11 protein-coding genes are annotated in these 14,132 nt (G+C 57.4%); 6 read left to right on the forward strand and 5 right to left on the reverse strand.

Annotation, left to right across the window (positions count from 1 at the left end):
• The coding region (locus CFR76_RS12195) for a transposase (RefSeq protein WP_146222673.1) at positions 1–318 on the reverse strand (318 nt) is incomplete at its 3' end.
• 64 nt (positions 319–382) lie between these two features.
• Positions 383–1,069: a GntR family transcriptional regulator gene (locus tag CFR76_RS12200; RefSeq protein ID WP_110557283.1), complete on the reverse strand. Its 687-nt coding sequence runs from the start codon at positions 1,067–1,069 to the stop codon at positions 383–385.
• A 144-nt stretch (positions 1,070–1,213) separates the two neighbouring features.
• Here CFR76_RS12200 and CFR76_RS12205 point away from each other — a divergent pair, with 144 nt between their 5' ends.
• From CFR76_RS12205 to CFR76_RS12220, 4 genes are all read left to right on the forward strand, one after another.
• Positions 1,214–2,002, forward strand: coding sequence for an aspartate/glutamate racemase family protein (locus tag CFR76_RS12205; RefSeq protein WP_110557284.1), 789 nt, complete (start codon positions 1,214–1,216; stop codon positions 2,000–2,002).
• A gap of 362 nt (positions 2,003–2,364) precedes the next feature.
• Entirely contained in the window at positions 2,365–4,647 is a 2,283-nt protein-coding gene (locus tag CFR76_RS12210; RefSeq protein ID WP_244191919.1) for a TonB-dependent receptor, read from the forward strand.
• Between the two features lie 88 nt (positions 4,648–4,735).
• The gene (locus tag CFR76_RS12215; protein WP_110557286.1) at positions 4,736–6,211 is read left to right on the forward strand and encodes an NCS1 family nucleobase:cation symporter-1; all 1,476 of its coding nucleotides are present in this window, start codon (positions 4,736–4,738) and stop codon (positions 6,209–6,211) included.
• A 682-nt stretch (positions 6,212–6,893) separates the two neighbouring features.
• A complete protein-coding gene (locus CFR76_RS12220) occupies positions 6,894–8,066 on the forward strand; it encodes an MFS transporter (RefSeq protein WP_244191920.1) in 1,173 nt (390 codons plus the stop codon).
• Between the two features lie 168 nt (positions 8,067–8,234).
• Here CFR76_RS12220 and CFR76_RS12225 read toward each other — a convergent pair whose 3' ends face one another.
• Positions 8,235–8,930, reverse strand: coding sequence for a phosphoribosyltransferase (locus tag CFR76_RS12225; protein ID WP_244191921.1), 696 nt, complete (start codon positions 8,928–8,930; stop codon positions 8,235–8,237).
• Positions 8,912–10,249, reverse strand: a complete 1,338-nt coding sequence (locus CFR76_RS12230) for an erythromycin esterase family protein (protein ID WP_110557288.1) — start codon at positions 10,247–10,249, stop codon at positions 8,912–8,914. The genes CFR76_RS12225 and CFR76_RS12230 overlap by 19 nt, the downstream gene beginning before the upstream one ends.
• A 174-nt stretch (positions 10,250–10,423) precedes the next feature.
• Here CFR76_RS12230 and CFR76_RS12235 point away from each other — a divergent pair, with 174 nt between their 5' ends.
• Positions 10,424–10,642, forward strand: a complete 219-nt coding sequence (locus CFR76_RS12235; protein WP_110557289.1) for a ChaB family protein — start codon at positions 10,424–10,426, stop codon at positions 10,640–10,642.
• Between the two features lie 15 nt (positions 10,643–10,657).
• Here the strand turns inward: CFR76_RS12235 and CFR76_RS17765 are convergent, their stop codons facing one another.
• Positions 10,658–11,026, reverse strand: coding sequence for a hypothetical protein (locus tag CFR76_RS17765; RefSeq protein ID WP_146222674.1), 369 nt, complete (start codon positions 11,024–11,026; stop codon positions 10,658–10,660).
• Between the two features lie 399 nt (positions 11,027–11,425).
• On the opposite strand from CFR76_RS17765, the gene CFR76_RS12240 reads away from it, so the two are divergent.
• Positions 11,426–14,011 carry a TonB-dependent receptor plug domain-containing protein gene (locus CFR76_RS12240; protein ID WP_408884370.1) on the forward strand — a complete coding sequence of 862 codons (2,586 nt, stop codon included), beginning with the start codon at positions 11,426–11,428 and terminating at the stop codon, positions 14,009–14,011.
• Positions 14,012–14,132 lie beyond the last annotated feature (121 nt).

Raw genomic sequence — 14,132 nt, forward strand, 5'->3', positions numbered from 1 at the left:
GAACACCGCGATCGTGTCATGGTCAGGATGCAGGTTCGCCGCCACAAAGCGCATACCGATGTCACGATACGTCGCCCGTTCGATCCGACGCGATGAGAACGCGCCGTTCGCATAGGCGTAGATCAGCAGCGCCAGCATCAGGCGCGGATGATACTGCGCCTTGCCGCCAGTCCGCACAGGAACGGAAAATGCCCTCAACGGCACCCGCTCTACCGCCGCCACGATGAAATGCGCCACATCGTCCGACGGCAGCCATGACTTCAGATCCGGCGGCAGAAGATACGGCTGCGATCGATCAAACGGAATGAAGCTGCTCATCCTGAAAGCTTATCCCAGATCGCCAGAGGTTGGTACCCCAACCCGACAGCCTGCTAAAGGGATCTTAGTCCCGAAGGGGTTTTAGGATCTGGCTCAGTATGGTGGTGGTGACAGGCTCACGATGAAAATCAAGGCAGCTTTCAATCCCTTCCAGATGCCGTGCCATGAGGGCTGATGCCTCGGCATAATTATCTGCCAGCAGCAGTTCCAGCAGATCATGATGATCGGAAGACAGACAGCAGGTCGTGTTATGCCGCTCATACATCGTAATGATGAGCGACATGCGCAGGATCAGTTCGTCGGTAATGCTTTTCAGCACCCTGTTGCCCAGCTCCTCGATCAGTGTGAGATGAAACTGACCGGAGATATAGATCATGGCAATTGCGTCGTGCGCCTCATGTGCCTCGGCTTCCTGCGCCATGATCCTGCGCAGCCGCGTCGCCCCCTGTGCGGATAACTTGCGATAGGGGTGCGCCAGCAGACTGACTTCGATCAGGCGGCGGCTGGCTAGCACGTCACGCGCTTCCTGTGGGGAAGGACGACTGACAAATGCCCCACGCCCCGGTTCCAGCGTGACGATATGGGAGCGCGACAGCGAGAGCAGCACCCGGCGGATCTTGGCCCGGTTGGAGCGGAAGATCTGGGCCAGTTCTTCCTCGGGCAGCTTGCTGCCCGGTGCAAGCTTACGTTCAAGGACCGCCTTGCACAAGGCATCAGCAATGCGCGCTTCTTCCTTGGCAGATGATCCCATAGCCTGCGTCTCCCCTCCCTTTCAGCTGAAACGCATTTCTGTTGGGGCAGTCTGGCATTTCCGTCAAGGGGGTATAGTATTGTAAACAATAATGGTTGACGAAACGAGTTTCCAAATCATACTGACTGATACGAGGTCACTGATATGACCCGTCTAATCATGATTGGATGCCTGCCCGTGCCGCGCCTGCTGCTTATCAATCCCAATACCGATACAGATATGACGTACCGCATGGTGACCCATGCGGAAGCCCAGTTTGCCGGTGCTGTCGCGATTGAAGCTGTAACTGCCCGTTTCGGGGCGCGCTACATTACCAACCATGTTTCCGTCACGATTGCGGGTCATGCCGTGCTGGATGCGCTGGCGTGTGCGCACGGACCGTTTGATGGGGTGCTGGTGGCCTGTTTTGGCGATCCGGGGCGGGACGCACTGGCCAGCATCTGTCCGGTGCCGGTTATTGGAATGGCGCAGGCTTCGCTTATGCGGGCGGCACGGTTGCCAGGGCACTTCTCCATCGTGACCGGCGGCCGGGAATGGAAGCCCATGCTGGTCAATCTGATACAGGCCATGGGATTGAGCGCACGGCTGGCTTCCATCCGTATCTTGCCTGCCGCGGGCAATGTGCTGGCATACGGGGGCCTGGCCGCCTGTCGCCAGATTGCGCGGGCCTGCAACGAAGCCGTGCATGAGGACGGAGCGGCCCGTGTGGTGCTTGGCGGCGCGGGACTTGCCGGCTTTGCCGCGCGGATCGCGCCAGACGTGGCCGCGCCCGTCATGTGTTCCCTGCATGAAAGCCTGCAGGAAGCCCGTCATCTGTTATCGCGTCCCGTGCGGTGCATGCCCTATCGGAACCGCATGGAAACGGTGGGCCTGTCGCCTGAACTGCAGCGTTATCTGGCATCTGGGGCGGATATCTGCGTCGACCAGAATTGAAATCTATTTTTGTAAACAATATGCGTTGACACATATTTTGAACCGGTATTATTTTACATCTGTAACGAGAGATATTTCTCTCAAGTATCGTTCCATATCGTAATCCCGCCCATCGTGCTGGATAAAGAATAAGGACACCGGCAATGTGCCTTGACGGAAAAAGCCTGACCGGATCGTATCCCTCCAGGCGGAGTGCCCCGCTACTCCGTTTTTCCGCTCAGACCTCCAGCCATCGGGTTTTTCTGGCGCTTACAACCGCACTGGTGTTGATTACGCCATGTGGGCGCGTCCTGGCCCGCACGGTATCGGCACATGTCGCGCCTGCGCAGCACGTTCGTCGTGCCACAACGCCGCATACCGGCATGGTACAGCCGCAGGGTGTCCGGGCCACGGGCGGGGTTGAACAGATCCGGGTGGGGGCCAGTGTCGTGCATTCGGCCGATGGCGTGACCGGACGCGCACCCGGTGGCGGCCTAATCCAGAAACAGACTGCCCCCAAGGCGCGCAGTACCGTTACCCCCGATTACATCATGAAGCAGTCGCCCGCGCAGAACGCCTATAATGCCGTCAAGCTGCTGCCGGGTATCGTGGTGGCGAACACTGACCCCGCAGGTCATGAAAAATCCGCCCTGAGCATGCGTGGCCTGACGCAGGACCAGATCGCCAATGTATGGGAAGGCATGCCGCTAAGCAGTATTGGTGGCTACAACCTTGACGTGGCGTGGGTTACGGATAGCGAGAATATCGGCAGCGTTTCCGTGCAGCCCGGCTCATCCAACCTCGATACGCCCGCCATCAACGGTTCGGGCGGCATGTTCGAATTCAAGACCCGCGATCCCTCCAAGAAATTCGGGGGACTGGGGGATGTGGGCGTGGGCAACCGTGACTATACCCGCCAGTTCCTGCGCGTGGATACGGGTGAGTGGGGCAAGACGGGCATCCGTTCCTACATCTCGTTCTCCAACCAACATGACACATTCTATCATGGTCCCGGTCAGGAAGACTTCAAGCATATCGATTTCAAGATCATCAAGGAATGGGGCGATGGCAACCGCGTATCATTGGTCGGTGGCTTCACGCGCGGTATTATCGGTAACGAACCTTACTGGGACATGACCATGGCGAGTTGGAAGCAGAAGGGGCTGAAGAACGAACTGGCCGGTTCCTACAACCTCAATGACGCTGCAGGTGGTACCGATTATTGGAAGCTGAACTGGTTGCATTCCAAGACTTTCAACATCGCGGCACCCTCGCACTTCAACTTCGGGCGGCTGGCGCTGGACGTTACGCCCTACGTGGCCGCCAACCAGAAAGTTTATGGTTCGGGCTTCAATCTGAACGATCAGGTTTATGACGGCTATGGCAGCACCCCGCAGTCCATTTCCATTCCTGGTCAGATCGCGGGGCAGACATATGGCGTGACCGAACAGTACAGCAGCCTGAATGAAATGCGCGGCGGCGTGAATGCCAAGCTGAGTTACAAGGTCGGCCACCACCATATCTATCTTGGTTACTGGTTCGATTATGATAATTCGACCAATCTTGTCGGCTATACTGGCGTCAGCAGCGCGGGCGACCCGACGACATCATGGGGGCGGGCACGCGATTCGTTGCGGCTGGCGAATGGCAAGGTGTTCTATTCCCAGAACTACAGTGACATTTCCACTGTCAACGGGATCTATGTGGGCGATACAGTTACGTTGCTCAACGGGCGGCTGGTGCTTGATGGCGGCATGCGCGTCACCATGATCCATCGTGACGGCACCGACAACATTCCGGGCCTGCAGCGTAAGGTCAGCGCCAACGAGTTCATGCCCCTCCCCACGCTTGGCGGCCATTTCCAGCTAAACAAGTATGTGCAGATTTTCGGCGGGGTTTCCACTGGCGCCAAGGCACCACCTGACAGCGCCATGATCACAACCATCAACCCCAATACCGGGCAGATCGCCAATCAGGGCCAGACCCATATCCATGATGAATATAACATTACCGAAGAAGTCGGCATGCGCTACACCGGTAAATACATCATCGGGTCCTTTACATATTTCCATTATAACCTGTCGCATCATCAGGTCTCGACATCAATGTTCCTTGGTAACGAGGCAATCGGGCAGGTTATTGACGCGGGCAACCAGACTACGAACGGGTTTGACGCGGAAATCGGCACGCGGCCCATCCATCATTTCCGCCCCTATGCGTCCATGCAGTACCTGCACTCAACCATCGACAATAATATCCAGGGCCTGCCCACCAAGGGCAAGATGGCGGTCGATACGCCCACATGGGCGGCCTCGCTCGGGGTGGATTGGGATAATGGTATTTTCTTCTGGAATTATGGCCTGAATTACTTTTCCAAGCAGTATTCAACTTTCATGAACCAGGAAGCCCTACCGTCCCTTTACACCATGAATGCAACGGTCGGCGCGCGCCTGCCGCGCAACAGTCTGGTCGGACGTGGGCTAAGCTTTCTCAAAAGCCCTGAAATCATGCTGTGGGTCAACAACATGATTGATACCCATGCCTATTCCGCCATCAACAGCATCAGCCTGACCAATACTACCATTGGCAAGGTTCAAGGCACGGCCCCCACCTATAATACACTGGGGCGTTTCTCGGCGGTTGTGACTTTCCGGGCCGGTTTCTGAACGGACGTCGTATCATGGGTTCCACAGGCTGGCATGACCTTCACATGGCGGCCACACCCAAGCATACTGGCCTACGGGGGGTATGTGTATGAATATGCAGGCACGGCCGCCGGACGCGGTTCCATCTTCCCCGGTCACACAGCCAAGGGGGCAGGATGACAGGTTGCGCAACCGCGACCTGTTACCTGCGGCAAGACAGGACTGGAACTGGTACGATTATCTCTCGTTCTGGATGTCGGACGTACATAGCGTTGGCGGCTATGTTACGGCAGGGAACCTCTTTACGCTCGGCCTGCCTTCGGGGCTGGTTTTTGCCGCCCTACTACTTGGCGTCCTGATCGTAAATGCCCTGTGCAACCTTGTAGCAGTACCCAGCCAGCGCACAGGCACGCCGTTTCCAGTTGTATGCCGCATGTCCTTTGGTGTGCTGGGCGCCAATATTCCCGCGCTGATACGTGGCGTGATAGCCGTGTGCTGGTACGGCATACAAACGTGGCTGGCATCGAACGCGCTGGTCGTGCTGGCCCTGCGGCTTGCCCCAGACCTGACGCCATGGGCACAGGTCGGACTGCATGGCATGCTGGGGCTTTCGGCCGTGGGATGGGCCGCGTTTGGTCTGCTTTGGCTGGTGCAGGCCGTGATTTTCTGGCGGGGGATCGAGACAATCCGCAGGTTTATCGAATTGGCGGGGCCTACCGTATATGCCATCATGATCGCGCTGGACCTGTATCTGCTCCGGCGTGTGGGATGGCAACATTTTTCCTTCCATATTACCGGTGCTGGCGCAGTACTGCATGGTAGCGCACTTGTATGGGCCATTGTGAATGCCGTGGCGCTTGTCGTCTCCTATTTTTCGGGGCCTATGCTCAATTTTGGTGACTTCGCCCGCTATGGGCGCAGTACATCGGATATCAGGCGCGGCAATTTCTGGGGACTGCCGTTCAATTTCATCGGGTTTTCAGCGCTTACGATCTGCACCATTGCCCTGACGGCCCCGGCCTTTGGCCATGTCATGATCGATCCGGTGGAAACAGTGGCGCATATCGATAGCCTGACGGCGGTCATATTCGGCATGCTGACCTTCATCATTGCCACGGCGGGCATCAATATCGTGGCCAATTTCGTCTCGGCCTCATTTGACTTTTCCAACCTCTCGCCCCGGCATATCAGCCTGCGCGGCGGCGGCATGATCGCGGCGGCAGGCTCCATCGTCATCATGCCATGGAAGCTGTATGGCAGCTCCCAGGTCATGCATCTTACACTGGATGTGCTGGCAACGTTTATCGGCCCGTTATTCGGCATCCTTGTGTGCGACTACTATATCGTGCGTCGCCGTCAGGTCGATGTCGCGGCCCTTTATACAACTGACCCGCAAGGCTGTTACTGGTACCGCAATGGGATTAACCCGGCGGCGGTCCTTGCCCTGCTTGTCGCAGTGGTGATCGGGGGGACAAGCGTGTTCGTGCCTGCGTTGTCAGCCCTGTCCGGATTTGCATGGTTCATAGGTTGCCTGACCGGAGGACTGTGTTACCTGGCCCTGATGAAGCCGACCCGCGCCAACTGAATGTATGCCGTGACATCGGAGTCCGCTCAGTTGCATATGGTGCAGGATATGCCATGAAAATATGCAATACGTGTTGGTTTTTTACTGCAATCCGGTTGCTTGTGGCCCACCCGATCACTGAACAAATCGATGACGACAGGCAGGTAGAGCCAGCCTTCGGCAGTCCAGATATGACCGATATCTCCCGCTCATTTCCGGTTGGCCCCGTCAGCAAGGAAATCGCCGGGAAGGTTAGTCACAATGCCAGACTGGTGGTGGCTGTCAGTCGTGACCTTGTGATGATGGGTGTGAAACGCTTAACACGACGCTCTCCGACATTGAACGCGGCTTCCAGAACGCGCATCCTCAGATCGCCATCCAAGTTCGCACCATCACCATCAGGTGGCCGCACCTGATTTTTTGGTCAGGCAGGTAAGATTCGAGGTATCTTGCGACGACTTTCCCTTAACCTTGTGAACGCCTGAACGCCTGAACGCCTGAACGCCTGAACGCGATGGGATGGTGATCCGCGCCGTCTCTCTCCAGCCTTGGCTAGCCTGCGAAGGCTATCAATTTTTTGGCCATAAGGGCACCACTCCTGCAACTCTGGAATACGCAGGACCTTTTCCGGTCAAGAAGGATAAAGCCATTATGGGTGGATCGACAGATGCCCTGCGCATGCTTCGCCGGACTTTCAAGGAACGTGGTCCTTCTGGCCGTCGCCAGCCTGTTTACCGACATTTCGACAGAGATGCTTTATCCGGTCCTGCCGGTTTTCCTGACGCAAATGCTTGGGGCTTCGGGCAGCATTCTCGGGTTAATGGATGGCTGCGCCCAGGCGACGCAGAATATCGCCCAAGGTCTTTCGGGCACGCTGTCGGACAGGGTGCGAAAGCGTAAAACAATCGCCCTGGTCGGCTATCTTCTGGCAGCATTTTCCAAGCCCCTAATGGGGCTTTCCACAGGCTGGATGGACCTGTTCGGGGCACGGATGCTGGACCGGTTGGGCACGGGCACGCGCTCGGCGCCACGGGACGCACTTATAGCCTCTTCGGTGGGTGAAAAGGATCGGGGCAGGGCATTCGGGTTCGAAGGGGCAGGGGACAATGCGGGCGCCTTTTTTGGTCCTTTGCTTGCGGCATTCCTGCTGTCCCTGTCCCAGATCGGAATACGGTCAATTTTTTATCTTGCCCTTATTCCCGGGCTGCTGGCATTTTGCATGGTCCTGTTCGTGAAGGAAAATCAGGAAGCGGTGGCGACCAGATCCAGACTCGGTGCTGGCCCTGAACAATTTCCGGTCATTTACTGGAAATATCTGTTGGTAACCGCATTGTTCGGTATTGGTGGTTCCAGCAACGCGTTCCTGATCCTGCGGACACGCGATGCCGGCGTGTCCCTTGCAACCACCATCCTGATCTATTCGGCCTTCAATCTGGTGGCGGCGCTGGTCTCCTATCCGGCCGGGTACCTTTCCGACCAATGGGGGCGAAGGGCATTACTGCTCGTCTCGTTCATCGTATTCCTGATTGCCTATCTCGGCTTTGCCGTGTCCAGGAATATCATGCTGACCGCAGGGTTGTTTGTCGTTTATGGCGTGTATCAGGGGATTGCGCGTAGTGTTGGCAAGGCACTGGCGGCTGATCTCGTGCCGACGGACCTGCGTGCGACAGGGATAGGCTGGTATAGCGCTACTACAGGTCTGCTCCAACTGGTGGCTAGCGTGATAGCCGGAGAGCTGTGGGATCGTGTCGGCCATGCGGCTGTCTTTTACAATGGTGCAATCTTTGCGGTCACGGGCATCATCGGGCTACTGATTCTGCTTCCGAAGGGAACAGGAAACGGACAGGCCCTGTCGGTGCGGCGATATCGGGGATAGCCGCACGGGCGCTGCTGATGCAGAGCCGCGCGCAGATGAAGGTTCTGCAGTCATGATTACCCCGTGCCCGGGATTTACGCCGTGGTGGATAACCATCAGATCATCAGCAGGATCATTTATGTGATCCGTAGCGGCCAGCAGGGGAGAGATGCATCCGGAGGGCTTCCGTCATGGCACGGTGCGGGCCTGTGCCAGGAGAGTCCGCACCTCACTGTCCTCGACCTGCCGAAAATCGGCATAATGAATACCAACCGCCCGGAAATCAGACGGTGTGGCCAGGCACACAAGGTCGTCGCATTCCGCCGCCAGATCGGCCAGGGTCTCGCGGGCTGCTACAGGCACGGCGAGCACGACCCGCAGGGCGCCATGATGGCGCACCACTCGCAATGCCGCACGCATCGTGCCGCCGGTGGCGATCCCGTCATCGACCACCACTACGACCCGTCCGTCGATCGGGGGAGTCGCACTGCCATATTCCGCCTGCTGCCGGGCGATTTCCGCGCGTTGGTGTCGTATTGCGGGTACCAGCGCTTCGCGCGTGATGCCCACTTGCCGCATCAATGCCTCATCCAGCACCGGCTCGGCATGTTCCTTTCCCTCGGCCGCGATGGCGCCCAGTCCGAACTCCTCCGCGCCGGGCATGCCGATCTTGCGTGCGAACAGCAGCCCAAGCGGCGCATGAAGACGGCGCGCGACCTCGAACGCGACCGGCACCCCGCCGCGTGGCAGGGCCAGTACCACCGGATGCGTTGGGGTCAGCGGGACGAGCATGGTTGCCAGTCGCCGCCCGGCTTCGTGCCGGTCGCGGAATTCCGGCGCGCCGGAGATAATGGGACCCGACATGATCACAGGCCGAAGGGCCATGTTTCCGGTGCACCATGCGGCCTGCCGCCGTCCAGCGGTGTGACGGCAGCCGTATGGGCAAACCAGACCCAGGCATCGAACTGCTCGGCCAGAGCGGCATCGAAATAATGGCTCTGCAACTCGGTTTCCGGTCGGTAGACCACGCCAATTGCCCGCTCGCGCGCCAGCGAGGCCTGGAGTATCCGGGCCAGCGGTCCCTTCCGGTTGCGCCATTCGGTAAGCGCACGATCATGGCCCGCGCGCAGGAACGCATGTTCATAGCTATCAGGCCGGGCTGGGCGGACGGTCTTGACCTCCATCGGCTGATCCCAGTCGCTGGCTGCGGCTACCGTGCCGGTATCGGTGCCGAAGCCGATCAGTACGGCCTCATCGCCATGGGCCATGCGACACAGTTCGCCAATATTGAACTGGCCTTCCCAGCCCATCGCCGTCGCGGCCGCGTTGCCAACATGTGAGTTGTGTGCCCAGACAACGGCCTTCGCGCCATCTCCGCGATGGGCAAGCAGGGCTTGCAGGGTGGAAAACATATGCCGGTCGCGCAGGTTCCAGCTTTCGGTCGAGCCTTGGTACATCACGCGGTAATAGCTTTCGGCGGCACGAACCACGCGGGCATTCTGTACTGCGTCGAACCATGCCTCGCCATCATTGCGCATGTAGTCCAGCCGATGGACAAGCAATTCGCGCAGTTGGGCGACCACTGCATCCTCGCAGCTATCGCGTCCATGGACAACGACCGCGCTTCCATAGGCGGCAGGCTGGTCCTGCCATGGCGTAAGGCGGGCATAGCGCCGGCGCGCGGCAGCGGCCGCTTCGGGGTTTACCCGGTCCAGATATGTCAGCACGGCGTGGATCGATTCACCAAGGCTGTATATGTCAAGGCCATGGAACGAAACCCTGTCGGCACTGGTGCTACCTTCGTTATGGCCGCGCAGCCAGTCCACGAACGCCGCGACCTCGGTATTGCGCCACATCCATGTGGGAAAGCGTGTGAAGGCCGGCCCGCGCCATGGACGGGCGGCGTGATGGCGGACATAATCATCAATGCGCGCGGCATCCGGCCAGTCGGCTTCAACCGCGACGATGGTGAAGCCGTGGCGCTCGATCAGTCGTCGCGTAATGGCGGCACGGGCACGGTAGAATTCGGACGTGCCATGCGTTGCCTCGCCAAGCAGGACGACACGCGCATCGCCGAAGCGATCGAAGAAGGCGCCGAATGCCTCACTTTCTTCCGGTGGGGGAAGCGGTTCTCCATGCCGGGCGAGTGCCGCAACCAGTTCCGGCGTGATGTGACGTTGGTGGAGCGTTGCATCTTTGGGCATGGGCAACTTCCTTCCCTGCGGGCCATTTCCGGCATGATCACCAGTTGAGCGCAAAAACACGCTGACGCACCTTGATCCAGCGCAGGGCGACAGCCGACCAACTGTGATATGACCTGATAGTTTCCTGAGATGTCTTCATAAGATACGTGAAATCATGACCAGCGGAGCGCGGTGATGCCCTATTCCTCAATCGACGATCTGCCCGATCGGGTCCGCCTGCATCTACCCATTCATGCCCAGGAAATTTTCCGCGCGGCGTTCAACAATGCCTGGACCGAATATGGCGCCAAAGGCGAGGACCCGGAAGTCGCCGCCAATCGCGTCGCATGGGCGGCGGTGAAACGCAAATATGTCAAGGATGGTGACGTCTGGGTCGCGCGCGACGATACCTGACAGGGACACACGTTGTCATTGACGGCATTGGGCATGGCACCCATACGGGATATGCGGCGATGAAATTGGAGCCGCCTGCAGCGATGGACGCCCGTTTGATAGGCCCTTGTTCAAAGCGTGCCATCCCGTCGAGAACTGCTTCTGCAAGCTCAAGGCGTTCAAGCGCATCGCCATGCGCTGCGACAGGGCAGATAAATCATTTGCGGCCATGATCGATCCCACGGCCGCAATCAGATAGCGGGCATCCGGCAGGACTGGCAGCAGCATGGCAACAGGACGCCCCACATTATCACGGACGACACATGAAGCTTCGAATTCAGCGTGTGATCCGAACCCTCCGGGTGCCTTTTTCCACCACAGGCTGTTATGGATCACATAAGTCATCCCGGCGATGACCTGACGGCCATCAACACGGCGTAAATCCCACACATGGGTAATGGTGGCTGTAGAATCCTCAATGGTTCGTAGTTAAGCAACAGTAGTCTGTTCATTCCAGTCCCTTATGGAGGGGTGGAATGACATCGTGATCATGAAGTAACGAGATCTGACCCTAACATTCCAATCAGGGTTCTCACTTCATGTTCATGCACAGGCCATTCATTGCTTGCCATTTCTGGGCCGGCTTCTGTCTGGTTCTCGTGATTGTAAATATAATGTGATGTATCAGCAAAGTGTCGCATTGTTGCAACATACCGGAATCAGAACGATGTGGCGGGCATTTTTTTCTCGATAAACATTGCGATCCGTTAATATCATAGAGCGATAGAAGAATCGCGGGGCATCATGAACAGACGACTTCTTTCCTATATTATGACCATCTGCTCTTTTGTTTCTTTCGGAGCAGCAGCCGCCACACCCAATGAAAATTCTGGTACAGGGGAACAGAACTCAGGAAAAAACGGGACAGCCCGCGCACGTCGCGCAACGACAGCACAGGCTCAGACACGTGCTGCGCATAACCTGAAGCAAGAGAATAATGGAGGGGTAAATAGTTCCGGAGTGGAAACAATAAATGTGTCAACCGGCACACATACAGTCAACCGGAAGGCGCGTGACAGTATAAGTCCCGTCTCGGTTGTCAGCGCGGCAACCCTGCGCCGGTCGGGCCAGATGAACCTGGCCGACGCCCTGACCCGTACCTATGCTTCGATCAATGTCAGTACGATGGGTGCCGATGCGGGCGCCTTGACATCCGCCATTCGCATGCGTGGTCTGAATCCGAACGAAGTGCTGGTTCTTGTTGATGGCAAGCGCCGCCATACGACGGCCAACCTTTATGCTGATTCAGGCCCGGATTCAGGTTCGACCCCGGTTGACCTGAATATGATTCCAGCCAACGCCATTGATCATATCGAAGTGCTGGAAGACGGCGCGGCTGCCATGTATGGCTCGGACGCGATTGCCGGTGTGGTTAATATCATCACCAAGAAACAGGATCATGGCCTGAACCTGAGCGGCCAGACCGGCGCGAATGCCTATAACGGTGATGGCTGGGGCTACCAGCTCAATGCCGATGGCGGCATGAAGCTGGGGCAGGATGGTTTCCTGCATATCAGCGGCCAGATGTACCATACGGACCATTTCGTGGCCAACAATGCACGGGACCATCGTCTGCTTGGTTCCCAGCCTGCCGATGCCAGCAGTGCGACCTATACCGGCGTCAATGCTGGCAAGATTTCAACACGCTCCAACATGATTATGAGCACGCCGGAAGAAACGCGCGAAAACCTGGCGATTGAATGGGGCAAGCAGTTTACGCCCGGAATCAATTTCTACGGGCTGATTACCTACGCCCATCGTCATGCGGAAGCTTATGAAAACTATCGTACTCCGACTGTAGGTGGCTCCTGCGAGGCTTGCGCTGCCATTGCACCCTATGGTTTCTCACCACTGGAAACCATGGAAGAAAACGATTTTGCCGCCACATTGGGCCTGAAGGGTGACAACTTCATGGGCTTCAACTGGGATATCAGTTCCACCTATGGTGAAGATATCGACAAGATCGGCAACAAGAATACCCTTAACACGTCTTATGTTACTGATTACGGTTCCAGCCCCCGTAAGGCACGGGCTGAAAGCTACAGCATGGTGCAGTGGACCAACAACGCCGATTTCCGTCGTCGTTTCAAGATCGGGAACGTCGTGCCGATGACGCTCGCTTTCGGCGCTGAAGAACGGATGGAATCCTACAACATCACCGCCGGTAATCCCGTCTCGTATATGGGAGGCGGCACACAGGGCTATGCTGGCATCTCCCCGGGATCGGCTGGCACATGGTACCGTGATATCTGGGCGTGGTACCTGGATGGTGATTTCCGCCTGACCAAGAAGTGGGAACTGGATTTTGCCGGACGACTGGAGCATTATACCGACGTAGGTAATACGGAAAACGGCAAGATTTCAACACGTTACAACTTCACCAAGCGTATTGCCATCCGTGGTACCATCAGCACGGGCTTCCGTGCCCCGACACTGGCTGAATCACATTTCAGCGCCGTCAATGTTTCGCCCACGGGCGCCAGTGGCCTGCTGGCCGCTGATTCCTCGGCCGCCCAGGCCATTGGCGCAACCAAGCTGAAACCCGAACGTTCGACCAGCGTCAGCGGTGGCATCGTGCTGGAACCTGTCGATGGTTTCCACGTTGAAGCCGACGTCTATCAGATCAATATGCGCGACCGCATAGTGCAGGACACGAACTTCGGTGGCTCTACCCCTTACGGTAATACGACGCAGGGCGCGGTAGCGGCGCAGGCTATTGCCCAACTGGCGTCCCTGCCAACCGGCTTTACCGGTTACAACGATGTCTATGCCGACTATTTCACGAATGGCGCCAGCACCCGTACACAGGGTGTGGACATCAAGGCGGATTACATGTTCCGCTTCCATCAATACGGCAATCTGGCACTGTCGATGTCGATCGACCTCAACCGCACCCGGCTGCATCATAATGGCGCGGACCTGAATCTTTCGGACATCGCGGCAATCACGACCGATTATCCCCGTAGCAAGATCATTCTCAACGCTTATTATACCTACAAGAACTGGGATTTTAATATTCGCCAGACCCGCTATGGCCAGACTAGCGACATGATGCAATATCAGGACTGGGGGCCTTCGGCCCTACAGTATTCCAACAACGCCCTGCAACAGTTCATCAATACGCCACACTGGCTGACGGATATTGAAATTGGCGTTCGTTTCAAGAAGAACTGGCACATGGCGGTTGGCGCCAATAACGTATTCAATGTGCGTCCACGTATGGTCCCGCAGGCGCTCAATGCACTGGGCGCAATGCCCTATGATGAGGATTCTGCCCAGATCCCCATGTATGGCGGGTATTATTACGGTCGTCTTAATGCTAACTTCTAAACCTGTCTGACAGATGCGATAAAATACCCATGACCGGCGTCATGGGTATTTTACTTATGGCGGGCAGACTGCCCGGCTGTTTCCGGCGGCCAGCCTTCAATCCGCCTGTATCTGGAGGCAT

This window comes from Komagataeibacter swingsii, assembly GCF_003207895.1.
In the GTDB taxonomy this organism is placed as follows: domain Bacteria; phylum Pseudomonadota; class Alphaproteobacteria; order Acetobacterales; family Acetobacteraceae; genus Komagataeibacter; species Komagataeibacter swingsii.